Genomic DNA, 23,396 nt, shown 5'->3' on the forward strand with positions numbered 1-23,396 from the left:
CCCATGCTCGACGTTGCGATCCTCGGCCAGGTGGCCTTCGGCTACTCGCCCTTCATCGACCGCAACCGGGCGGTGTCGGCCACGCGGCTGACCGTCTTCCCGCTGAAGACGGACAGCGCGCCCGACGCCGCGCAGTTGCTGCACGCCGTGGGCGGCGTGTGGCCGGCCGACGGCGCACGCGTGTCGCTCAACGTGGCCAGCGAGTCGCTGCTGCAGGACCTGATGCAGGCCCAGCCGGCGCCCAACGTGATGGTCGAGATCCCGGCCTTCATGGCCTGCGACCCGGCGAACACCGATTCCATCGTCTCGCTGCATGCCAACGGCAACTCGTTGCTGCTCAAGGGCCGGCCGCTGTCGGAACTGCCGCGCGAGGTGCTGCCCTGCTTCAAGTACTCGATCATCGACCTGGCCGACGACCGCCGTGCCGACGGCTCCAAGCCGCCGCCCGGCGTGACGCGCAACATCCCGCACGTACAGGCCGGCGTGCGCACCATCACCGAGATGGAGCACGCCTTCGCGCGCGGGGCCGAGGCGGTGCTGGGCTGGCCGATCGACGACGCCATCCAGGCGGGCAACGCCAAGGCCCGAGCCGGCCAGCCCGACATGCAGACCATGGTGCAGCTGATCCGCCAGGTCGATGCGGAGGAGCCGATCGAGAAACTCGAGAACACCCTCAAGCGCGACCCGCAGCTGGCCTTCAAGCTGATGCGCTACATCAACTCGCCGGCCTTCGGGCTGCGCGTGGAGATCAGCTCGTTCCGCCACGCCATCATGATGCTCGGCTACAAGCGCCTGAAGCGCTGGGTGGCGTTGCTGCTGGCCACCGCCAGCAAGGACGTCAACCTCAAGCCGGTGATGTTCGCCGCGGTGCGCCGCGGCCTGCTGATGGAGGAGCTCGGCCGCGAAAGCAGCGACGAGGAGATGCGCAGCGAGATGTTCATCTGCGGCGTGTTCTCGCTGCTCGACCGCATGTTCCAGCAGCCCTTCAAGGAGCTGCTGGCCAACATCCCGGTGCCCGAGCGCGTGTTCCAGGCGCTGGCCGAGGAGACCGGCCCCTTCCAGCCCTACGTGAACATGGTGCGGGCGATCGAGAACGAATCGCTGTTCGACTTCCGCGAATGTGCGGACGCGCTGATGACCAGCGTCAGCGAGATCAACCGCGCGCAGCTGCGCGCGCTGATGGCGGCGAGCCAGCTCGAATGAGGCGGCTGCCGCCGTGGCACTGAGGGGCCCGATCCGCCCCGAAACCCGGCTGCCGCTGGCGGCCTGGCACCCCCTGCTCGACAGCCTCGGCGAGGCCGTGCTGCTGCTCGACGCCACCGGGCAAGTCAGCTTTGCCAACAGCGCCGCGACGCGGCTCGTGCCCGATGCCGTGGGCCTGTCGCTGCCCCGGCTCGAGGCCCTGTTCGGCGCGCCGGCCGTGGCCTGGCTGCAGGCCGCGCAGCGCGGGGAGGCCCGTGCCGCCGAGCCGCCGCTGGCGCGCCTGCCCGACGGCAACGCCCTCACGCTGGCCTGGCGCCGGCTCGATTCGGGAGAAGCGGTGCTGCGCCTGCTGCCTGCGGCCGCGTCGGCGCCGCCGTCGGAGCCGGTGCATGCGGTGCACGAGGCCTTCCGGCTGGTCTGGGACGCACCGTTCCCCGCCACGCTGCAGGATGCCGACTTCCGGCTCGTCGACGTCAACCCGGCCTATCTCGAGTTCACCGGGCACTCGCGCCAATGGCTGATCGGGCGCGACCCGCTCGAACTGCAGCCTGCCGAAGACCGCGCCAGCAGCCTGGAGGCACGCGCGGCCTTCCTCGCCAACTCTGCGCTGGCCGACACCGGCCCGTTGTTCGAACGACGCCTGCTCGACGCCGGCGGCCATGAGCGCTGGTACCGCGCCGCGCGGCGCCGGGTTACCGATGCGCAGGGCCGCACCTTGCTGCTGGTGGTGATGCAGGACTCGACCGCCGAGCATGTGGCGCGCGAACGCGCCGACCGCTCGGCCCGCGAGCTGGACAACTGGTTCGACCTCAGCCCGGTGGGCATGGTGCTGTTCGATGATCGCGGCTTGCTGGTGCGCAGCAACCCGGCGTTCGAGGCACTGGTGGGCAGCATGCCGGTGATGTTGTCCGACGCGACCCCCCCGCTGCAGGAACTGCTGTGTTGGGCCGGCGAGGCGCCCGACGCCGCGCTGCGCCCCGGCGCGCAGCCGCTGGAGCGCCAGGTCTGGATGCCGCAGCCCGGCGGCGCCGACTTGCGGCTGCGCTCCATCGTGCGCTGCTACAAGGCGCCCGGCGGGCAACGCCGCCACATGGCGGTGGTCGAGGACCGCAGTGTGGAGGAGGAGCGCGACCTCGCGCAGATGCAGATCGGCGCGATGATGGACACCGCCGGTGTCGGCCTGGCCACCTTCCAGGAGTCCTCCGGCTGGGTGCGCCAGCGCCAGACCGGGGGTGGCGGCGGCGCGCCCTCGACGCTGCAGGCGATCGGGCGCGACGTGGTGATGCCCGAGTCGCTGCCCGAGTACGAGCGGCTGCAGCGTGCGCTCAAGCTCGGCGAGCGCGCCGAGGTGCGTTACGCCGTGCGCCACCCCGAGCTCGGCCAGCGCTGGCTGCTCACGCGTGTCGAGCCGGCCACCATGGCCTCGGGCCAGCGCACCACCTCGGTGGTGACGCTGGACGTCACCGAGCAGCAGCAGGCGCAACTGCGCAGCGAGGAGCTGCTGCGCGAAATGTCGAACATCCTCGAGAGCACCGTCACCGGCATCGCGCAGCTGCGCGGTGGCCTGCTGGTGCGATGCAACCAGCGATTCGAGGCGATGGTCGGGCTCGCTGCGGGCAGCGCGGCCGGGCGTGGCCTGGTCGACCTGTTCGGCGGCGATCCGAAGGTGCGGCACGTGGCGGTCGAGGCGCTGAACACGCTGGCCAGCGGCGAGGTGATGGAGACCGAGTTCGAGTTCGCGCCGCCCGGCCTGCCGATGCTGTGGTACGGGTTGTCGGTGCGCCGCACCGATTCCGGCACGGGCAGCGTCGAGTTGATCGCGGTGCTCTCCGACATCACGCGGCTGAAGCTGCAGCAGACCGAGCTGGAGCTGGCGGCACGCGACCGCGAGCTGATGTTCAGCCTGTCGGAGGTGGGCATCGCCTCGGTGCGCGACGGCCGCATCCAGCGCGCCAACGACGCGCTGGCCCAGCTGGCCGGCTGGCCGACCCCGGAGCTGGCCTCGCTGACCTTGTCAACGCTCTACGCCGACCCGGCCGACTATGCGCGCCGCTGGCCGCATCAGGAGCGCGAGCTGCGCCTGCAGGGCCGCTGGAGCGGCGAGATGCAGCTGCGCCGCCGCGACGGCCAGCTGCTGTGGGTGCAGATGGGCCTGCGCCTGGTCAGCCAGGGCGATCCGTCGGTCGGCTTCATCGCCTCCGTCGTGAACGTCGACGCGCGCCACCGCGCGGAGCTGGCGGTCACGCTGCAGGCCGAACGCACGCGGGCCATCCTCGACTCGGTGCTGGTGGGCATCGTGACTGTCGGCGCCCACGGCATCGAGTGGATGAACCGCTCGGCGCGGCGCATGTTCGGCGGCGACTGGCGGATTTTTCTCAACCAGCCGATCTCGACGGTGGCCACGCCCGAGCCGACGCACCCGTTCCGCCGCACGCACTACCTGGAAGAGCTGGCCGAGGGCCAGGCCGAGACCTTCGAGTGCCGCGTCAAGGCGCGCGACGGGCGTGAGTTTTGGGTGGTCGGCAATGCCGTGGCCACGGCGCGCGATTCCACCGGCCGCCAGCTCACCTACGCGCTGCTCGACATCGAACGCCGGCGCCAGGCCGAGGCGCGCATGTCGGAGGCGCAGGCCTCGCTGCAGCGCATCATCGAAGCTGCGCCGATGGCGATCACGCTGCGCGACGCGCGCACGCTGAAGGTGCTGCAGGTCAACCAGGTGGCGGCGCGCAATGCCGGCCGCGAACCAGAGCAGATGATCGGCATGGCGCCCGAGCAGCTGTTCGACGCGCATGCGGCCGCTCAACGCCGTGCCGACATGGAGCTGGCGCTGGCCTCGCGAGATCTCACGCAGCGCGAGTACCGCGTCGAGGTGGATGGCGTGCCGCAGGTGTGGGATGCGCGCTACCTGCCGCTGTCCACGGTGCCCGGCCAGCCGCCCGACCAGCTGCTGCTGGTGGCCACCGACGTGACCGAGCAGCGTGCCGCGCAGGAGGCGCGATTCGAGGCGGCCATCGCGCAGCGCGAGATGCTGGTCAAGGAAGTGCACCACCGCATCAAGAACAACCTGCAGGGCGTGGCCGGTCTGCTGCAGCAGATCGCCCAGCGCAAGCCGGAGGTGGCAGGCGTCATGTCCGAGGTCGTCGGCCAGGTGCAGGCGATCGCGCAGGTCTACGGCCTGCAGGTCGGCGTGACCGGGCCGCTGCGGGTGAAGAGCGTGGTGGAGGCGATCGCGCAATCGGTGCAGCGCACCTTCGGCCGCACGATCCGCTTCTCGCTCGAAGGCCCGGCGCCGCATCGCTGGGCGCTGCCCGAGGCCGAATCGATCCCGATCGCGTTGACGATAAACGAGCTGCTGACCAACGCCGTCAAGCACAGCATCGAGGCCGACGTGTGCTGCACGCTGACCTGCGCAGAGGAGGGCGTGCGCCTGGCCATCCGCAATGTCGGTGTGCTGCCGGCCGACTTCAACCTCGCGCGCGTGCCGGGCGGGGTGTCCGGCCTGGGCCTGGTGCGCGCGCTGCTGCCGCGGCGCAGCGCCTCGCTGAGCATCGTGCAGGACGGCGCGCAGGTGCTCGCCACGGTGACGCTGGATCCGCCGAGCATCACCCGGCTGGAGCCGGCATGAATACGGGGCCCGGTTTGTCGGACAATGTGCTGCAACGCGACTTCGACGACAGGGCGTGACGGTGGCCACAACGGGCAAGGGCAGGATCCTGGTGGTGGACGACGACCGGCTGGTGCTGGCGACGCTGAGCCACGGCCTGATGCAGGCCGGCTACGAGGTGATCGATGCCGACAACGGCGACGACGCCATCCTGCTCGCCCGCGAGCGCCGGCCCGACCTGGCGTTGCTGGACATCCGCATGGAGGGCAAGAGCGGCTTCGACGTGGCGGCCTACCTGCGCGAGTACTGCCAGATCCCGTTCATGTTCCTGTCCGCCTTCTCCGACGACGCCACGGTGGCACAGGTGAAGGCGCTCGGCGCCGTGGCCTACCTCGTCAAGCCGCTGGACATCCGGCAGATCGTGCCGGCCGTCGAAGCGGCCTTCGCCCACATCGACGCACGCCGCGGGCCCGCTGCACCGGCGCCGGCCGTCGAGCCGCACACGGCCAGCCCAGGCACCGAGTCGCTGGAGCCCACGGTGGCGATGGCGGTGGGCGTGCTGATGCACCGCTATTCACTGGGTCGCGGCGCGGCGCTGGAGCGCCTGCAGCGGCAAGCCGCTGGCGAACAGCGCGGCCTGGCCGACCAGGCCGAGCGGCTGCTGCAGGCGGTCGAACTGCTGTCGAGCTCAGGCCACTGACGCGGGCCGCCGGGGGCGCTCACCCCGGCGGGATGCTGAAGTGGAAGCTCGCGCCGCGGTCGACCTCGGCTTCGGCCCAGACCTCGCCGCCGTGGCGCCGGACGATGCGGCGCACCGTGGCCAGGCCGATGCCCGTGCCCTGGAAGTCGCTGGCACTGTGCAGGCGCTGGAACACGCCGAACAGCCTCTCGGCGAAGCGCATGTCGAAGCCCGCGCCGTTGTCGCGCACCGTGAAGGTGCCGGGATGCTGGGGCCGTCGCTCCAGCCAGACCTCGGGCGAGCGGCACTTGCCGGTGTACTTCCAGGCGTTGCCCAGCAGGTTCTCGAGCACCAGGCGCAGCAGGGTCGGGTCGCCGGTGACCTGCAGTCCGGGTTCGACGTGCAGCAGCACCTCGCGTCCGGGTGACTGGCGGCGCAGGTCCTCGGCCACGTAGGTGGCCAGCTGCGACAGGTTGACCGGCTGGCGCGCCAGCGGCTGCGACGACAGCTTGGACAGCGTCAGCAGCGCGTCGATCATGCTGTTCATGCGCGCGGCCGCGCCGAGCACGCGGTCGAGGTGGTCATTGCCGATGCGGTCGAGCGCGTGGCCGTAGTCCTCCTTGAGGATCTTCGTGAAGCCCTCGACCACGCGGATCGGCGCGCGCAGGTCGTGCGACACGGTGTAGCTGAACGATTCGCGCTCGGCCTCGGCGCTGGCATCAGGGGCTGCTGGGAGCGGGTCGTCGAGCACGCGCAGCGTGCCCGCGTAGCCCGCAAAGCCGCCTGCCTCGTCGATGCAGACGCGACCTTGCAGGCGCACGCGGCGCGTCGGGCCGCCGTGGGCCGGGGCGAAGCGGGCCTCGACGTCCTGCAGCGGCAGGCGGCCGTCGAGCTGCGAGCGCAGCGAAGCGGCATCGGTGTCGGAGTCGGTGAAACGCTCCCAGAGCAAGGTGCCAGTGGCGTCTTCGGCCTCCGCGGCCGAGCCGGGCGGGGCCTTCAGCGTCTGCAGCCGGTGTCCGGCATCGCTGCGCCACTGCCACAGGTCGAGCATCTCCTCGAGCCGGCGCAACTCGTCGCGGCTGCGGCGCAGCGCAGCCAGCGCCTGCCAGTGCCTGCGGCCGGCCCACAGCGCGAGCAAGGCGCCGATCACGAAGGACGGCAGGGCGACGGCCCACACGCTGCTCGCCGAAGCAGTGTCGGCCGCCTGCGCCGGCGTGGCGCACCACGCCAGGGCCGCGCCGAGCGCCGCAGTCCGCGAGGCCAGGCCGTGTCGAGCGGGTACCGCCGGAGCCACGTGCATGCCGAAGATTGTAAAGAGGCGTTGCCGAGGCAGGCGTCACTGAGGCCAGTTCAAGTTCGGGGGCAGGGGGCCGATGAGCCTCAGGTGTCGCGCCGTTCCGACGCAGTGGCCGCTCGCCCTTCGCCCCGCCATGCTCAATTTTCTCTATCGCACCTTGTTCTGGCTTGCCGCCGCCGCGGCGGGCCTGGCGCTGCTCGGCCCGGAGCGCTTCGCGACGGTGCTGACCGCGGTAGCGGGTGTCGGCCTGCTGTTGTCGTACGGCGCCTGGCGGCTGGCGATGGCGAATGACCGCCGGGCGGCCCACGAGGATGGCGACGCCACCGAGCCCGCCCAGCTCGACGAATTCGCCTTGTTGGAGATCGCCACGCGGCTGTCGCAGGCCATTGCCGGCAGCAGCGGGTTCGATGCGGCGCTGCATGCGGCGGCCGACACCTTGCGCGCCGAACTCGGCTCGCGCGAGACCACGGTACACCGCGTGCTCGCCATCGAGCCGCCGCTGGCGCACCTGGCCACGCTGGTCGAGGGCCAGGCCGGCGGCATCGGAGTCGAACATCGTGTGCGGCTCGAGCGTTCGCCGCTCGGTGAAGCCTTGCGTGAGCGGCGCGTGGCCGGCGCGGGGCTCGGGCCATTCGCGATCCCGGTGCTGCGCGCGCAGGCGCCGGTGGCCGTGATCGAGCTGGGTCCGGTGGCGCTGCAGGCGCCGACCGAGGCCCTGAAGTCCCTGTTCGATCTGGCGCGCCTGCAACTGGGCCAGTTCGGTGGCGCCGCGGCCGAGCCGACACGGCCGGCCGGCGACGAGTTGCTGCGCAGCCTGCCTGCCAGCGTGATCGTCACCGACGCGACGGACGGTCGCGTGCTGGAGCTCAGCCGCCAGGCCGAGCGCGAGTTCGGCCTGCAGCGCGACGTGCTGGTCGGGCTCACGGTGGCACAGGCCTTTGGCCACGCCGTGCAGGCCCGGGTGGCGCCGTCGTTGGCCGAGGCCGCAGCGGCCGAAGCACCGGTGAGCCAGGAGTTCGAGCTGCCGACGCCGCAGGGCACGCGGGTGATCTCCGCCGTGCACGGAGCCTTGAAGGCGGGCGAGTCGGCGCGCTTGATGCTGACCGTACTGCGCGACGTGACCGAGGAGTGGCAGCGCCGGCGCGAACTGCTCGAGTCCCAGGCGCGGGCGCGCGAGTTCGCCGAGACCGTGGACGACAGCCTGTTCGTCAGCAACCCCGACCGATCCGAATTCCGCTTCATCGCCAGCAGCGCGTTCGACACCTGGGGCGTGCCGCGCGAGCTGGTCGAGCGGGAGCCGGGGCGCATCTTCGACAACGTCGTCGAGGAGGATCGGCCGCAGCTCGAAGCACGCCGGCAGGCCGAGCAACGGCAGCAAAGCGCCGACGTCAGCGTGCGCATCCGCCATCCGTCGCACGGCCTGCGCTGGCTGCGCACGCGCACGCGGACGAAGCCGATGCCCGACGGCAGCCTGCGCGTGTACGGCATGGTCACCGACGTCACCGCCGAGCGGCAGCGCGAGCTGGACCTGGAGCGCGCGCGCGACGAGGCGCAAGCCGCCAGCCAGGCCAAGAGCCAGTTCATGGCCAACATGAGCCACGAGATCCGCACGCCGATGAACGGCATCCTCGGCATGACCGAACTGCTCCTGGGCACCTCGCTGGACGAGCGCCAGCGCCGCTTCGCGCAGGCGGTGTACCGCTCCGGCGAGTCGCTGCTGGAGATCATCAACGACATCCTCGATTTCTCGAAGATCGAGGCCGGCCGGCTCGAGCTCGCGCCCACCGAGTTCACGCTGCGCGCCGTGGTCGAGGACACCCTGGAACTGCTGGCGCCGCGCGCCCACGAGAAGGGACTCGAGCTGAGCTTCCGCGCAGCCACCGACCTGCCGGAGGTGGTGCGCGGCGACCCGCTGCGGCTGCGCCAGGTGCTCACCAACCTGGTGGCCAACGCGATCAAGTTCACCGAGCACGGCGAAGTCGTCGTCGACCTTCGCCTCGGCCCGCATCCCCCGGGGGAGGTGCCGGCCGGCACGCTGGCCTTCGAGTTCGGCGTGCGCGACACCGGCATCGGCATCGAGGCCGAGGTGCTGCCGCGCCTGTTCAATGCCTTCACCCAGGCGCACGGCGGCATGTCGCGCCGCTACGGTGGCACCGGCCTCGGCCTGGCGATCTCGCGCCAGCTTGTCGGCCTGATGGGTGGCCACATCGAGGCACGCAGCGCACCCGGGCTCGGTTCGGAGTTCCGCTTCACGCTGCCGCTCGTGGCGCTGGAGGGCCGCGCCGGCCTGCCCGACGGCCTGCAGGCCGATCTGGCCGCGCTGCGCGTGCTGGTCGTGGAAGACAACCCGACCAATCGCACGGTGCTCGAGCACATGCTGGGCGACTGGGGCATGCAGGTCACGCTGGCCGAGGACGGCGTGCGCGCCCTGGAACTGCTCGACGCGACCGGCACCGGGGCCTCGCCATTCGACCTGGCCCTGGTGGACATGCACATGCCCCGGCTCGATGGCCTCGGCCTGGCACGTGCCCTCACCGCGTCGGGCCGCCACCGTGCACTCAAGCTCGTGTTGCTGTCTTCGGTGTCCAGCCCCGACGACGTCCAGGCGGCGCACGACGCGGGATTCCTGCGCTTCGTGGCCAAGCCGGTCCGGCAGGCCGAGTTGCGACAAGCGCTGCTCGGCGTGACATCCTCACGCCGCGAAGCACCGCTGCCCGACACGCACCTCGGGCGAAGGGTTCTGGTTGTCGAAGACAATACCGTCAATCAGGAAGTCATCGGCCAGATGCTGCGGCAACTCGGCTGCAGGGCCACGGTGGCTTCCGGGGCTTCGGAAGGGTTGCGGGCGCTGTGCGAGCAGAGTTTCGATCTGGTCTTGATGGACATCCAGATGCCGGGCATGGACGGCGTGGAGGTGTTGCGCGCGTTTCGCCGCGGGCCGGACACGCGACGTGCATTCCTCACGCTGCCCGGCACGCCGGTGGTGGCCGTCACCGCCAACGCCCTGGACGGTGACGAACAGCGGTTTCGCGATCTCGGATTCGACGACTACCTCTCCAAACCCTTCCGCCAAAGCCAGTTGCTCGCCATGCTCAACCACCACCTCCGCCCCAGTTCGCCGCTGCCCGGGCAGGACGCGCCCGAAGCCGGGTCGGCGCAAGCCGCCGACCCCGCGATGCCGGCCGTGCTCGACGCCCAGGCGCTGGCGCGCCTGCGTGAACTCGATCCGAAGGGCGAGAACAGGCTGATCGAGCGCGTGCTCAAGGCCTTCGAGACCTCGGTGGCCAGGCTGGCGCCTCAGCTCGACGAGTCTCGCCGCAGCGGCGACCGCGCCGGCATCCGCCACGTGGCGCACACGCTCAAGTCGTCCTCGGCCAGCATCGGTGCACTCGTTCTGTCGCAGCGCTGCGCGGAAGTCGAGACCCTGATCCGTCTGGAAAACACGGAAGACCTGAATGCGCCGCTCGATGCCCTGTCCGCAGAGCTCGCCGTCGTGCTAAAAGCGATACAAACGGTGCTGGACAACCAGGCATGACCAAGCGCGCGGTTCAGGAAGACGACGATCTGCCCCGGCAGCCCAAGGTGCTGCTGGTGGATGACGACGAGGTCAACCTCCTGCTGACCTCGATCGCCCTGCGCGAGCGCGGCTTCGACATCACCGAGGCCAACGGCGGAGAGCAGGCGATCCGCATGCTGGCCGACTGGCTGCCCGACGTCGTCGTGCTCGACGCGCTGATGCCCGGCCTCGACGGCTTCGAGACCTGCCGCGAGCTGCGCCATCTGCCCGGTTTCGAGTCGCTGCCGGTGCTGATGCTCACTGGCCTGGACGACGATGCCTCGATCACCCGCGCCTACGAGGCCGGCGCCACCGACTTCTTCGTCAAATCCACCCAATGGAGCCTGCTCGCCGGCCGGCTGCGCTACCTGCTGCGCTCGGCGCGCACCCGCCAGGAGCTCGAGCGCAACAAGTCGCGGCTGGCACGCGCCCAGGATCTGGCGCGCATGGGCAGCTTCGACTGGAAGCGCGGCGACGGCGGGCCGATCTTCTCGCCCGAGGGCCTGCGCGTGTTCGGGCTGGCGCCCGACGAATCGCTGCCGTTCCGCACCCTGCTGCGCATGCTGCCGGATGAAGACCGCAGCGGCCTGCTGACGGTGCTGCGCGAGGTGCTCAAGCACAGCTCGGTGCTCGCCACCGACGTGCCGGTCACGCTGCTCGACGGCCGCCAGCGCATCGTTCACGTCGAGGCCGAGCCCGAGTTCAACGAGCACGGCAACCTGATCGGCTACACCGGCATCGTGCAGGACGTGACCGACCGGCGCATGGCCGAGGACAAGATCAAGCATCTGGCCAACTTCGACGGTCTCACGGGCCTGCCGAACCGGCGCCAGCTGATCTGGCGCACCGAACGCGCGCTCGAGCATGCGCGGCGACTGGGCCACCAGGTGGCGCTGCTGCTGATCGACCTGGACCGATTCAAGGTCATCAACGACACGCTGGGCCATGGTGCCGGCGACGAGCTGCTGATGGAGGTGTCGCGCCGGCTGCGCTCCTGCGTGCGCCACTCCGACCAGGTGATGGAAAGCTCGCTCGAGGCGATGGGCTCGCGCTCGCACCGCACGCTCGAGGCGGTGGGCCGCCTGGGCGGCGACGAGTTCGTGGCGCTGCTGCCGGAAGTGGCCGACGAGCGCGATGCCGAACGCGTGGCCAAGCGCATCCTGGATCTGATGCGCGAGCCGATCTTCGTTGGCGGGCAGGAATGTTTCGTCACCGCTAGCGTGGGCATCGCGCTGTACCCGCGCGACGGCGCCACCATGGCCGACGTGCTGCGCAATGCCGACGTGGCGATGTACGCGGTGAAGTCCAGCGGCCGCAACAGCTCGTCGCTGTACAGCCCGGCACTGGCCGGCAAGGGCCGCGAGAAGCTCGAGCTCGAGAGCGCGCTCCACAAGGCGATCGAGCGCAACGAGCTGGTGCTGCACTACCAGCCGAAGATCGACGTGCGCGGTGCGCGCATGGTCGGTGCCGAGGCGCTGATGCGCTGGCAGCGCGGTGGCGTGCTGGTGCCACCGGCCGACTTCATCCCGCTGGCCGAGGAAACCGGCCTGATCATCCCGCTGTCGGAATGGGCGATCCGCGAGGCGGCGCGCCAGGCGCGCGTCTGGCAGGACAGCTTCGGCTTTGCCGACTCGATCGCGGTGAACCTGCCGAACCGGCTGTTCGAGCGCACCGACCTGGTCGAGCACATCCACAACGCGGTCACCACCTACGGCGTGCCGCACCACGCGATCCAGCTCGAGATCACCGAGACAGGCCTGATGAAGGACCTGCAGAACGTGATCCCGTCGCTGCACCGGCTCAACGAGATCGGTGTCGAGATCTCGATCGACGATTTCGGCACCGGCTACTCGTCGCTGGCCTACCTGACCACGCTGCCGATCAGCGAGCTGAAGATCGACCGCAGCTTCGTGCGCGACCTGGGCATGACGCCGCAGAGTTCGGCGGTGGTCACCGCGATCATCGCGCTGGCCCGCTCGCTCGGCCTGCGCGTGATCGCCGAGGGCGTGGAGAACCTGCGCCAGATGGAGGTGCTGCACCGCCTGGGCTGCGGGATCATGCAGGGCTACCTGTTCAGCCGGCCGCAGCCGCCGGAGGACATCGAGACCTGGCTGCAGCAGACCGTGCTGCCGCGCAAGGCGCCGTGGATCGGCAAGGCCGGCGAGATGGTCGACCTGGCCGACGCGCTGCGGCCGGCCGACCCGCGCGAAACCCGCATCAAGCCGGTCGGCTGAGCCCGTGAGCACGACGGAATCGAACCGCACCACGGCGGCACGCCCGGGTGCCGAGACCCTGCCGGCCCAGATCGCCAAGGCGGCCCTGCGCCGCCTCGTGCTCGACAAGCAGGAGCCGACCCCGGAGAACTATGCCCGCGCCTATGCGCAGGAATCCGGCGAGGCTTCCCCGGCGGCGGCCGACGGCGCGGCGCTGGCGACCCTGATCGGCAAGCTCGTGCGCGGCGTCGAACGTGGCGGGCGCCACTGGACGTCCGCGCGGCGCAAGGACAGCCTGCAGCGGGTGCTCGAAAGCAGCCGCAGCGACGCGAAGCGCCTGCAGCAGCGGCTGACGCAGCTTGCGGCGAGCTGGGACGCCGACACTCCGGATGCCGGCGTCGAGACCGAGCCGGCGCCACTGGACGCACTGGAAACACCCGCAGCGCCCGCCGACGTGGCCCCGGTTGTGGCGCCGATCTCGCTGAACCTCGGCGACGAACGGCCCTGGGGCCGCGTCGTCGGCACGCTGGGCGGCACGACGCGCCAGGCGCTTCCGCCGAACGACGACGCGGCGGCGCAGCTGTCGCAGGCGCTCGCGGGCCTGGTCGAGCGCATCGGCAGCGAAGGTGCTTCGGCGCCGCTGGCCGAGGAGCTCGACACGATGTGCCGGCGTGCCGGCATCGTGCTGCAGCACCGCCACCACCTGGTCGATCAGCTCGGTGCGCTGTGCCAGGAGCTGACCGCCAGCCTGACCGACCTGGCCGAGGACGACAGCTGGGCCAAGGGCCAGTGCGAGGCCATGCGCGTCAAGCTCGACGAGGGCCTCACCGCCCGCGGCGTGCGCGCCGTCAACGAACTGCTGCGCGACACCCGCGAGCGCCAGGGTGCGCTGCGCGCCGAGCGAGAGAAGGCGCGGGATGCACTCAAGTCGCTGATCAACCGCATGCTCAGCGAACTGGGTGAGCTCGGCTCGCAGACCGGCCGCTTCCACGAAAGCGTGGGGCGCTATGCCGACGTGATCGAGAAGGCCGATTCGCTGGAGAGCCTGGCCGGCGTGGTGCGCGAGATGGTCGAGGAGACCCGCACGGTGCAGGTGCTGGTGCAGCAGACTCAGGGGCGCCTGCAGGAAGAGCACGCGAAGGCCAGCGAGCTGACGCAGCGCGTGGGTGAACTCGAAGGCGAGTTGCGCCGCCTGTCCAGCGAAGTGTCGACCGACCAGCTCACGCAGGTGGCGAATCGCCGCGGCCTGCTGCAGGCCTTCGAGGCCGAGCGAGCGCGTGTCGAGCGCGGTGCGGCCGGGCTGGCCGTGGGCTTGCTCGACATCGACAACTTCAAGCGCCTGAACGACGAACTCGGCCACGCCGCCGGCGACGTGGCCCTGCGGTCGCTGGCCGAGGTGGTGAGCAAGACACTGCGGCCCTCCGACCTGGTGGCACGCTACGGCGGCGAGGAGTTCGTCGTGTTGCTGCCCGAGACGCCGATCGACGAGGGCCAGCAGATCCTCACGCGCCTGCAGCGCTCGCTGTCGGGCGGCTTGTTCATGCACGAGGACAAGACGATCTTCGTGACCTTCTCGGCCGGGGTCACAGACTACCGGCCGGGCGAGACCATCGAGGCGGCGCTGGAGCGCGCCGACCAGGCCCTCTACGAGGCCAAGCGCACGGGCAAGAACCGAACCTGCATCGGCTGAGGCGCGGCGCGGTCGGGCCTCACTTGGCCCAGGTGTCCTTCAGACCGGTGATGCGGTTGAACACCGGTGTGTCGGCGCGATGATCCACGCGGTCGGTCACGAAGTAGCCGTGCCGCTCGAACTGAACCCGCGTGTCGGCGGCCAGACCGGCGAGTGACGGCTCGACGACACCGCGCACGACACGCTTGCTCGCCGGATTCAGGCTGGCCTTGAAGTCTCGCCCGCCGGCGTCGGGTTGCGGTTCGGTGAAGAGTCGGTCGTACAGGCGCAGTTCCACCGGCGCGGCATCGTGCACGCCGACCCAGGTGATGGTGCCCTTGACCTTCACCTTGTCGGCGCCCGGCGTGCCGCTGCGCGTGTCGGGCACCACGGCGGCGAGCACTTCGACGATTTCGCCGGAGTCGTTCTTCACGCAGCCGGTGCACTCGACCACCACGCCGTACTTGAGGCGCACCTTGTTGCCGGGGAACAGGCGGAAGAAACCTTTCGGGGGCACCTCGGCGAAGTCGTCACGTTCGATCCATACCTGCGGGCCGAGGCCGAACCGCCGCTCGCCGAGTTCGGGCCGCTGCGGATGCGCCGGTGCCAGGCAGGCTTCGCTGGGTGCCGCTCCGAACACTTCGCTCCAGTTGCTCAGCGTCAGCCGGATCGGGTCGAGCACGGCCATGGCACGCGCTGCCTTGCCCTCCAGGTCATCGCGCAGCGCGATGTCCAGGCTCGCATAGTCGGTCCAGCCGCCGGCCTTGCTGGTGCCGGCACGCTCGCACATCAGGCGGATCGCTTCCGGCGTATAGCCGCGCCGGCGCAGGCCCACGATCGTGGGCATGCGCGGGTCATCCCAGCCGTCGACGATCTTCTCGTCGACCAATTGCTTGAGCTTGCGCTTGCTGGTAATGACGTAGGTGACGTTCAGCCGCGCGAACTCGTACTGGTGCGGCCGCGGCTGCGCGAGCAGCCCCAGATTCGCCAGCGTGTCGAGCAGCCAGTCGTAGAACGGCCGCTGGTCCTCGAACTCCAGCGTGCAGATGCTGTGGGTGATCTGCTCCAGCGCATCCTCGATCGGGTGCGCGAAGGTGTACATCGGGTAGATGCACCAGCGGTTGCCGGTGTTGTGGTGCTCGGCGTGCTTGATGCGGTAGATGGCCGGGTCGCGCAGGTTGATGTTGGGCGAGGACATGTCGATGCGCGCGCGCAGCACCATCGCGCCGTCGGCGTGCTTGCCGTCGCGCATCTCGCGAAAGCGCGCCAGGTTCTCTTCGGGCGTGCGGTCGCGGAAGGGGCTGGCCGTGCCCGGCGTGTTGAAGTCGCCGCGGTTGGCGCGCATCTGATCGGGCGTCTGCTCGTCCACGTAGGCGAGGCCCGCGCCAATCAGCGCCTCGGCGGCGCGGTACATGAAGTCGAAGTAGTTGCTGGCGTAGTAGAGGTGGTCGACGCCGTTCGCCGTCCAGCCGAAGCCCAGCCACTGCACCGCGTCGAGGATGGAGTCGACGTACTCCTGCTCTTCCTTCTCGGGGTTGGTGTCGTCGAAGCGCATGTGGCACACGCCGCCGTACTCCGATGCGAGTCCGAAGTTCAGCGTGATGCTCTTCGCGTGGCCGATGTGCAGGTAGCCGTTGGGCTCGGGCGGAAAGCGCGTTCGGATGCGCGCCGGATCGATGGCCGCCGCCGCGTGGTGGGCCGCATCGCCGGGAGAACCGGCGAAGCGGCGGCCGCCGTAGGTGCCTTGTTCGAGGTCGCGCTCGACGATCTGGCGCAGGAAGTTGCTGGACTTGGGGCTGTCGTCGGCGGGAGCGGAACTCATGGTTTGATTCTATCGGCGCGCCCTGCGGACACCCCCTTCGGAGGGGGGCTGGCAGCAATATCTCTTTACCTTCCCGGGTCAACTGGCCCCCCGGGGCACCGCGTTGTTTGCGGCAGGCACGCACCGAATGCGCGCCACCCAAGGAGCAAACGCATGAACAAGTCCCTGATCGCAGCCGTCGCCACCGCAGCCACGCTGCTCGCCGCAGGCACCGCACGGGCCGGCGACGTCTACTGGTCGATCGGCATCAGCGCGCCTCCGATCGGTACGGTGATCTCCAACGGGCCGGTGTATGCGCCGGCGCCGATCTACGCGCCGGTTCCCGTGTACTCGCCGCCTCCGGTGGTCTATTCGCCCCCGCCCGTCGTCTATTCGCCGCCTCCCGTGGTCTATCGCCCGGCGCCGCGCGTGGTCTACCCGGCCCCGGTGGTGGTGAGCCGCCCGGTGCCCATCGGCTACGGCTACTACGGCCGTGGCCCGGGTTGGGGCGACCGCGACCACGACGGCGTGCCGAACCGCTGGGACCGCTACGACAACCGCGGCTACGGCGACCGCGATCGCGACGGCGTGCCCGATCGCTACGACCGCCGCGATGACCGCCGTGAAGATCGGCGCGACGACCGCCGCGACAACCGCAAGTACAGCCACTGAAGAATTGGACGGGCCTCTCTAGGCCCGTCCCCCCAACGAGCGATGCGCACTCGGCGGGGCTCCCCTAGATTTGCTGCATCGGCTCATCCCGCGCCGATTCCCGCGAAGGAGTCCCTGCATGAAGCACTACGAATCGTACGTGGCCGAGTCCAAGGCCCGTCGCCGCCGCCAGTTCGCGGTGGGCCTGGTGGGCGTGGTGATGCTGGCCACCCTGGCCGTCACCGCGCTGATGGTCTTCAACCCGCCTGCCATCGCGCGTGCGGCAACCACCTCGAGCGCCGCATGAACCGCCACACGCCCTCCCCGACGGTGGTCTGGCCCTACCGGCCGCGCAACACCCGCCCGGCCGCCGAGCCGCCGCCCCGGCTTGAACGCGGCGACGATGGCTTCGACGACGCGGCCGCCCGCCTGGCCGGCCCGGGCCGCGATCTCCAGCAGACCATGGCCGCGATGGTGCGCATCGCGCTCGCGCAGACCGACCTGGCGCACTGAGCCGCCGAAGGGAGGAGCCTATGCCATTGCGCACCGTATGGGGCTCATCCTCAGGCCGATGCTGGCCAGCTTCGCAGGGCCTTCGCTCTGGCCTGAGCGCCACGCGCTCACATCGGCTTGAACCGGTGCGCGTAGAGCCGGCTGACGGTCAGCTTGTCGCCGTGGCCGCGCAGCGTGAGGGTCAGCTTGCCTGACTCGTCGCGCAGTGCCGAGGCGATGGCATCGGCGCGCACCACGGTGCCGCGGTGCACCTGCCAGAAGCGGTCGGGGTCCAGTTGCGGCAGCAGTTCGCGCAGCGAAGTGCGGATCAAGTGCTCGCGTTCGGCCGTGATGACCCGCACGTACTTGTCGGCGGCCTCGAAGTACAGCACTTCCTGCACCGGCACCATGTGGATCGCCGCGCCGACACCGGCCTGGATGACATTCAGGCGAGCGGCCGTGCTGGCCGCGGCTCCCCCCAGACCCGGCGCGCCGAGCAGCGCCCTGAGCTGCGACAGCGCCGACTCCACGGCGGCACCGCCCTGCGGCTCGCTGCGGAACTCGAGCGCCGCACGCAGCCGCGCGCAGGTCTGCGCCAGCCGCTCGGGCTGCACGGGCTTGAGCACGTAGTCGACAGCCGCCTGTTCGAAGGCCTGCAGGGCGTACTGGTCGTAGGCGGTGACGAACACCAGCAGCGGCGGCGCCTCGCCCTCCGGCCAGTCCTCGCCGATCGCCTGCGCCGCCTCCAGCCCGTCCATGCCGGGCATGCGGATGTCGAGGAACACGATGTCGGGCCGCAGCGCCAGCGACTGTTCGACGGCCGCCGCGCCGTGGGACACGTTGGCGACGACCCGCAGGTCGGGCCACAGGCGCGCCAGTTCCGCCTGCAGGTGGGCGGCGAGCAAGGCTTCGTCCTCGGCAATCAGGGCGGTCGGTGCGTTCATGGCGTGATGGGCAGGTGGATCGTGGCGAGAGTGCCGCCTCGGCCGTCGTCGGCGGCTTCCAGTCGCAGGCCGGCGCGCTCGCCGTACAGGGTGGCCAGGCGCTCGCGAACCTGCTGCAGGCCGAAGTGCGTGCCGTCGGCGGACGGTTCGGACAGGCCCGTGCCGGTGTCGCGCACTCGCAGCACGAGCACATCGCCTTCGCGCGAGGCCTCCAGCTCGATCCGCCCACCCTCGACCTTCGGCTCCAGACCGTGGCGGATGCTGTTCTCCACCAGCGGCTGCAGCAACAGCGGTGGCACCGGCAGGCTGGCGAGTTCGTCGGGCAACGCCAACTGCGTCTGCAGCCGCTCACCCATGCGCACCTTCATCAGCGCCAGGTAGTCGGCGATCCGCGAGAACTCGGCCGACAGCGCATGCTGCCCGGCGCGCGAGGCATTCAGCGTGGCCCTCAGGAAGGCGATCAGCTGGTCGAGCATGGCCTGCGCGCGCGGCGGGTCCAGCGCGATCAGCACGCGCAGGTTGGCCAGCGTGTTGAAGAGCATGTGAGGCTCGAGCTGCGATTCCAGCAGTCGCAGCTGCGCCTGGGCTGCATGGCGCTGCGCTTCCTGCGCCTGCGCCGCGATGGTGGCGAGCCGGCTGCGCGTGTAGAAGAAGTAAGTGGCCAGCACGCCGGGCACGAGCGAGAACGCCACCAGCGAGATGGCACGCACCGGCCCTTCGAACAGCAGCCCGGGGGCGTTCAGGCCGGTGATCAGATTGCCGATCGTGTGGCCGGTCTGGTAGCCGAGCACCGTGCCGAGCACCAGCACTCCCGCCATCCACGGCAAGCCCGGCCACTGAGGGTGCGCCATGGGCCCGCGGCGCTGCAGCCAGCGCGCCGTGAGCATCCGGCCGGCATCGATGAAGAACCAGCAGCCGAAGGTGATCGGCACCGCATAGGCCATCGAGACACCCAGCTTGTGCGGCTGCGCCAACGCGAAGAGCAGTGCGATGCCGATGCCGATCGCCAGCACCTTCAGCCCGCGCCAGGCGAAGCTGCGCCAGGGCGATGCGGCCAGGGTGTGCGCGGGGGAGGTCATGGGCCGCATTCTGGCGCCGGCCGGAGGCGGCGTCGTGGCGGCTGCGACAGGCGGGGCTCCCAGGTCGCGAAACGCCGGGCTCGCGGTGCCAGTTGTATCGCCTCAGCCCGCCTCGAGCCGCGCGCGGATGGCCTCGACGCGCGCGCGGTTGACGCCGAAGTCCTTGCGCCCCATGCGCGACGCCGAGCGCACGTGGATCACGCCGGCGCGCGGGTCGAACCAGAACTCGGTGTCGTCGACGAACTTCATCCAGCGGGTCTCGAACTGCACGTGCAGGTAGCCGGGGTCGCTCTTGGCCACCTTGGCGCCTTGCATGCCCTCGCAGATGCGCCGGATGCGCTCCAGCGTCTGCGGCCCTCCGTCGGTGGCATTGAAAGGCGCGATGGCGGCATAGGCCCGCTGGGGATTGTCGGGATAGAGCGCGGCCTGGCTGCTCACGCTGTTCGGCGTCGTCGATGGCGGCTTGAGGCGGCCGTCACGCGCGCCGAGGTCGCCCGGCAAGCGCCCGCGCAGCAGGCCGAGTTGCGCCGCGAGGCCCACGGCCAGCGCCAGCAGCACGATGACGAGGAGCGTCGTCTTGAGAATGGCCATGAACGGGCATCGAAGAATGGTTTGCCCCGATTGTGCGGTGCGCGCGGCTCCCGCGCCGACCCTCGCCCCCGGGCCGTCGCCAATAGGTCGCCTATAGTGCCCGCTCCCGGTGCCCGCCCATTCTTCGATGCCGATGCCACAGCCGACGTCCCGACGCCCCGGATGGGGATTCGCCCCTGTGCCATGGGCACTGGCGGCTGCCGCCTTGCTGGCTGCCTGCGCAAGCGCGCCGCCGGCCGGCACGGCCGTGCAGACGCGCCCGGCGTCCCAGGTGCCCGCTCCCCTGGGCGGCCCGAGCCCGGCGGGGCCCGTGCCGGCACGGCCGGCCCAGCCTGTGGCGCCGCCCGCAACTGCGCCTGCCGCCGCCATCGAGGTGCCGGCCCCCACGGAAGCCCCGGCACTGGCCGCGCGCTTCCCGGACCCGCCGGTGCGCTACGCCACTCCCGCGTTCGCGACCGGCCGGCAGGCCTTCACGAGCAGCGCCGAAATGCAGTCGATGCTGCGCGAGCTCGCCCGCGAGACACCGCCACCGACCCGCGTGCAACTGCTCTCGCCGGGCCAGTCGCAGAGCGGCCAGCCGATCGAGGCGATGCTGCTCACGCGCCTGGGCGATGCCGCCAGCGCTGCCCTGCGCAGCACCGCCCGGCCGACGGTGATGCTGATCGGCCAGCAGCATGGCGACGAGCCGGCCGGCAGCGAAGCCCTGCTGGTGCTGGCCCGGCAGCTGGCGCAGGGCCCTCTCGCGCCGCTGCTCGATCGCCTCAACGTGCTGATCGTGCCGCGCGCCAACCCCGACGGCGCGCAGGCGGGCCGGCGCGCCACCGCCAGCGGCCTGGACGCCAATCGCGACCACCTGCTGCTGCGCACGCCCGAGGCGCAGGCGATCGCCGCCCTGATGCGCGACTACGAGCCGATGGTCGTCGCCGATGCGCACGAATACCCGGCGGCGGGCCTGTACCTCGACAAGTTCGGTGCCGTCGCGCGGGCCGATGTGCTGCTGCAGTACGCCACTGCCGGCAACGTCCACGAGTTCGTGACCCGGGCGGCCGAAGAGTGGTTCCGCCAGCCTCTGCTGGCCAGCCTGCAGCGCGAGGGGCTGAGCAGCGACTGGTACCACACGCTGGCGTCCGCTGCCGACGATCGCCGCGTGGCCATGGGCGGCACGCGCCCCGACATGGGCCGCAACGTGAGCGGCCTGCGCCATGCGGTGAGCCTGCTGATCGAGTCGCGCGGTGTCGGCCTCGGCAGGGCGCATTTCGCGCGCCGCGTGCACACACAGGTGGTGGCGATGACGAGCGTGCTGCAGAGTGCCGCCGCGCGTGCCGACGATCTCGTCAAGCTGCGCCGCTTCGTCGACAGCGAGGTCAGCCGGCTGGCCTGCCAGGGCGAGGTCGTCGTCGAGGCAGCCGCCACGCCCAGCGAATACCCGCTGCGCCTGCTCGACCCGCAGACCGGTGCCGACAGGTCGGTCTCGGTCGCCTGGGATTCGGCGCTGCAGCTGCAGGTGCTGAAGTCGCGCGCGCGTCCCTGCGGCTACTGGCTGGCGGCCGGCGAGCGCGAGGCCATGCTGCGCCTGCGCGCGCTCGGGCTATCGGTGCAGCGCGTCGATGCCAACGGCGTCGTGCGCGGCGAGACCTACCGCGAGACTTCGCGTGCCACTGTGCCGGCCTCGGACGGCCCGCCGAGTGCGGCCGACGGCGGCGGCGTCGTGCTGGTGCAGGTGGAGGCCGTGCCGGCGCTGGTCGACGTGGCGCCGGGCAGCTGGTATGTGCCGCTGGACCAGCCGCTGGCCTACCTGGCCGTGGCGGCGCTGGAGCCTGACACGCCGAGCAGCTATGTCGCCGGTGGCGTGGTGAGCCGCGTCGACAATGTGGCGCGCGTCCTGGCCCGGCCCGCCTTCAAGGTCTCCGCGGTGCCGTGATCGGCGAACTCAGCGGCGCCGCGAGCCGCCGCCGAGGATGCCGCCGAGCACGCCGCGGATGATCTCGCGGCCCACCGCCGAGCCCACGCTGCGCATCGCCGAACGTGCGGCCGATTCGGCCAGCCCTTCGCGCTTGCCGCCGCGCGGGCCGGTGGAGCCGAACAGCACGTCCTTCAATCCGCCGAGCATGCCGCCGCCTTCTTCGGCAGGCGCCTGCCGGCTGGCCTGGCCGGGCAGGGGCTTGCTGGCCTTGACGGCGTTCTCGGCCTCGCTGGCCATGTCTTTCGCGACCTCGGCGCTCTGCGCGGCGCGGCCCTTGAGCTTCTCGTAGGCCGACTCGCGATCCACCGTCTTCTCGTACACGCCGGCCACCAGCGAGCCGGCGATCAGCGCCTTGCGCTGGTCGGGCGTGATCGGGCCGATCTGGCTGCCCGGCGGGATCACGAACACGCGCTCGGTGACGCTCGGCCGGCCCTTGGCGTCGAGGAAGCTCACCAGCGCCTCGCCCACGGCCAGCTCGGTGATCGCCGTCTCGATGTCGAGCTTGGGGTTGGCGCGCATCGTCGTCGCCGCGGCCTTGACGGCCTTCTGGTCGCGCGGGGTGAATGCGCGCAGCGCATGCTGCACGCGGTTGCCGAGCTGGCCCAGCACCGACTCGGGGATGTCGAGCGGGTTCTGGGTGATGAAATAGACGCCGACGCCCTTGGAGCGGATCAAACGCACGACCTGCTCGATGCGCGCCAGCAGCGCCTTGGGCGCATCGTTGAACAGCAGGTGGGCCTCGTCGAAGAAGAACACGAACTTCGGCTTGTCGAGATCGCCCACCTCGGGCAGCGCCTCGAACAGCTCCGACAGCAGCCACAGCAGGAACGTGCCGTAGAGCCGCGGGCTCTGCATCAGACGATCGGCCGCCAATATGTTGATCGTGCCGAGGCCCGCGGCGTCGCAGCGGATCATGTCGGCGAGATCGAGCGCGGGCTCGCCGAAGAAGCCCTGCCCGCCCTGCTGATCGAGCATCAGGAGCTGACGCTGGATGGTGCCGACCGACTGCTTGCTGACATTGCCGAACTCGGTGGTGAGCTGGCCGGCATTCTCCGCCAGCCATTGCAGCAGGGCCTGGAGATCCTTGAAATCGAGCAGCAGCAGGCCCTGCTCGTCGGCGACCTTGAAGGCGATGTTGAGGACGCCTTCCTGGGTTTCGTTGAGCTGGAGGAGCCGCGCCATGAGAACGGGGCCCACTTCGCTCACGGTCGTGCGGATCGGATGGCCCTTTTCGCCGAACAGGTCCCAGTAGGTCGTCGGAAAGGCGCGCCCCGCATAGCCTTCGATTCCCATCTGCTTCGCGCGCTCGACGGCCTTCGGATTGTCGCCGCCCGGCTGGCTGACGCCCGACAGGTCACCCTTCACGTCGGCCATGAACACGGGCACGCCGAAGGCGGAGAAGCCCTCGGCGATGGTCTGCAAAGGTCACGGTCTTGCCGGTGCCGGTGGCGCCGGTGATCAGGCCATGGCGATTGGCCAGGCCGGGCAGCAGGTGGCATTCGATGTCGCCGTGTTGGGCAACCAGGATCGGTTCGGGCATCGCGGGCTCCTGCGAAAGGGGCAGTTCTGGGACGGCACGTAAAATCGCAGTCTATCGAACTATCCAGGCCAGCCGCCCAAGCAGCGGCGCTGCCGCACAGGAGCGAGGACTCAA

Annotated in this window: 17 protein-coding genes; 10 read left to right on the forward strand and 7 right to left on the reverse strand. The window is 70.7% G+C overall.

Features of this window, described 5'->3' with window-relative positions; all coding sequences use genetic code 11:
- The first annotated feature begins 3 nt into the window (after window positions 1-3).
- The 3 genes from HZ992_RS05605 to HZ992_RS05615 all read left to right on the forward strand — a co-directional run bounded on the left by HZ992_RS05605 (window position 4) and on the right by HZ992_RS05615 (window position 5,507).
- Window positions 4-1,203: an EAL and HDOD domain-containing protein gene (locus HZ992_RS05605; RefSeq protein WP_209385699.1), complete on the forward strand. Its 1,200-nt coding sequence runs from the start codon at window positions 4-6 to the stop codon at window positions 1,201-1,203.
- Window positions 1,204-1,216: 13 nt separating this feature from the next.
- Complete coding sequence (locus tag HZ992_RS05610) at window positions 1,217-4,828, forward strand: PAS domain-containing sensor histidine kinase (RefSeq protein ID WP_209385700.1); 3,612 nt, start codon at window positions 1,217-1,219, stop codon at window positions 4,826-4,828.
- 61 nt (window positions 4,829-4,889) lie between these two features.
- On the forward strand, window positions 4,890-5,507 hold the full coding sequence (locus HZ992_RS05615; RefSeq protein WP_245213359.1) for a response regulator: 618 nt from the start codon (window positions 4,890-4,892) through the stop codon (window positions 5,505-5,507).
- 19 nt (window positions 5,508-5,526) lie between these two features.
- On the opposite strand, the gene HZ992_RS05620 is transcribed toward HZ992_RS05615, so the two are convergent.
- Entirely contained in the window at window positions 5,527-6,786 is a 1,260-nt protein-coding gene (locus HZ992_RS05620) for a sensor histidine kinase (protein WP_209385701.1), read from the reverse strand.
- Window positions 6,787-6,916: 130 nt separating this feature from the next.
- Here HZ992_RS05620 and HZ992_RS05625 point away from each other — a divergent pair, with 130 nt between their 5' ends.
- From HZ992_RS05625 to HZ992_RS05635, 3 genes are read left to right on the forward strand one after another with little or no spacing between them, the layout of a single operon-like run.
- Window positions 6,917-10,318 (forward strand): hybrid sensor histidine kinase/response regulator, encoded by a 3,402-nt coding sequence (locus HZ992_RS05625; protein ID WP_209385702.1) that lies wholly within the window; start codon window positions 6,917-6,919, stop codon window positions 10,316-10,318.
- The gene (locus tag HZ992_RS05630; RefSeq protein WP_209385703.1) at window positions 10,315-12,573 is read left to right on the forward strand and encodes a putative bifunctional diguanylate cyclase/phosphodiesterase; all 2,259 of its coding nucleotides are present in this window, start codon (window positions 10,315-10,317) and stop codon (window positions 12,571-12,573) included. The genes HZ992_RS05625 and HZ992_RS05630 overlap by 4 nt, the downstream gene beginning before the upstream one ends.
- A gap of 4 nt (window positions 12,574-12,577) precedes the next feature.
- Complete coding sequence (locus HZ992_RS05635) at window positions 12,578-14,242, forward strand: GGDEF domain-containing protein (RefSeq protein ID WP_209385704.1); 1,665 nt, start codon at window positions 12,578-12,580, stop codon at window positions 14,240-14,242.
- 19 nt (window positions 14,243-14,261) lie between these two features.
- On the opposite strand, the gene HZ992_RS05640 is transcribed toward HZ992_RS05635, so the two are convergent.
- Entirely contained in the window at window positions 14,262-16,043 is a 1,782-nt protein-coding gene (locus HZ992_RS05640) for a glutamine--tRNA ligase/YqeY domain fusion protein (protein ID WP_209385705.1), read from the reverse strand.
- A 153-nt stretch (window positions 16,044-16,196) separates the two neighbouring features.
- Here HZ992_RS05640 and HZ992_RS25665 point away from each other — a divergent pair, with 153 nt between their 5' ends.
- From HZ992_RS25665 to HZ992_RS05655, 3 genes are all read left to right on the forward strand, one after another.
- On the forward strand, window positions 16,197-16,694 hold the full coding sequence (locus tag HZ992_RS25665; protein ID WP_245213360.1) for a hypothetical protein: 498 nt from the start codon (window positions 16,197-16,199) through the stop codon (window positions 16,692-16,694).
- A 118-nt stretch (window positions 16,695-16,812) separates the two neighbouring features.
- Window positions 16,813-16,980, forward strand: coding sequence for a hypothetical protein (locus tag HZ992_RS05650; RefSeq protein WP_209385706.1), 168 nt, complete (start codon window positions 16,813-16,815; stop codon window positions 16,978-16,980).
- Entirely contained in the window at window positions 16,977-17,186 is a 210-nt protein-coding gene (locus HZ992_RS05655; RefSeq protein ID WP_209385707.1) for a hypothetical protein, read from the forward strand. Before HZ992_RS05650 ends, HZ992_RS05655 begins: the two co-directional genes overlap by 4 nt.
- Window positions 17,187-17,293: 107 nt before the next feature.
- On the opposite strand, the gene HZ992_RS05660 is transcribed toward HZ992_RS05655, so the two are convergent.
- From HZ992_RS05660 to HZ992_RS05670, 3 genes are all read right to left on the reverse strand, one after another.
- The gene (locus HZ992_RS05660; RefSeq protein WP_209385708.1) at window positions 17,294-18,109 is read right to left on the reverse strand and encodes a LytR/AlgR family response regulator transcription factor; all 816 of its coding nucleotides are present in this window, start codon (window positions 18,107-18,109) and stop codon (window positions 17,294-17,296) included.
- On the reverse strand, window positions 18,106-19,188 hold the full coding sequence (locus HZ992_RS05665) for a sensor histidine kinase (protein WP_245213361.1): 1,083 nt from the start codon (window positions 19,186-19,188) through the stop codon (window positions 18,106-18,108). The genes HZ992_RS05660 and HZ992_RS05665 overlap by 4 nt, the downstream gene beginning before the upstream one ends.
- Window positions 19,189-19,290: 102 nt before the next feature.
- The gene (locus HZ992_RS05670; RefSeq protein ID WP_209385709.1) at window positions 19,291-19,779 is read right to left on the reverse strand and encodes a DUF1499 domain-containing protein; all 489 of its coding nucleotides are present in this window, start codon (window positions 19,777-19,779) and stop codon (window positions 19,291-19,293) included.
- Between the two features lie 373 nt (window positions 19,780-20,152).
- Between HZ992_RS05670 and HZ992_RS05675 the strand changes: the two genes are divergently transcribed.
- Window positions 20,153-21,700, forward strand: coding sequence for a M14 family metallopeptidase (locus tag HZ992_RS05675; RefSeq protein ID WP_245213362.1), 1,548 nt, complete (start codon window positions 20,153-20,155; stop codon window positions 21,698-21,700).
- Between the two features lie 9 nt (window positions 21,701-21,709).
- Here HZ992_RS05675 and HZ992_RS05680 read toward each other — a convergent pair whose 3' ends face one another.
- Both HZ992_RS05680 and HZ992_RS26105 read right to left on the reverse strand, forming a co-directional pair.
- Window positions 21,710-23,164 carry a helicase HerA-like domain-containing protein gene (locus tag HZ992_RS05680; protein WP_371816793.1) on the reverse strand — a complete coding sequence of 485 codons (1,455 nt, stop codon included), beginning with the start codon at window positions 23,162-23,164 and terminating at the stop codon, window positions 21,710-21,712.
- Window positions 23,097-23,282 (reverse strand): helicase HerA-like domain-containing protein, encoded by a 186-nt coding sequence (locus HZ992_RS26105; RefSeq protein ID WP_371816794.1) that lies wholly within the window; start codon window positions 23,280-23,282, stop codon window positions 23,097-23,099. The genes HZ992_RS05680 and HZ992_RS26105 overlap by 68 nt, the downstream gene beginning before the upstream one ends.
- Between the last annotated feature and the right edge of the window lie 114 nt (window positions 23,283-23,396).

The organism is Rhizobacter sp. AJA081-3 (assembly GCF_017795745.1).
GTDB lineage: Bacteria > Pseudomonadota > Gammaproteobacteria > Burkholderiales > Burkholderiaceae_C > Piscinibacter.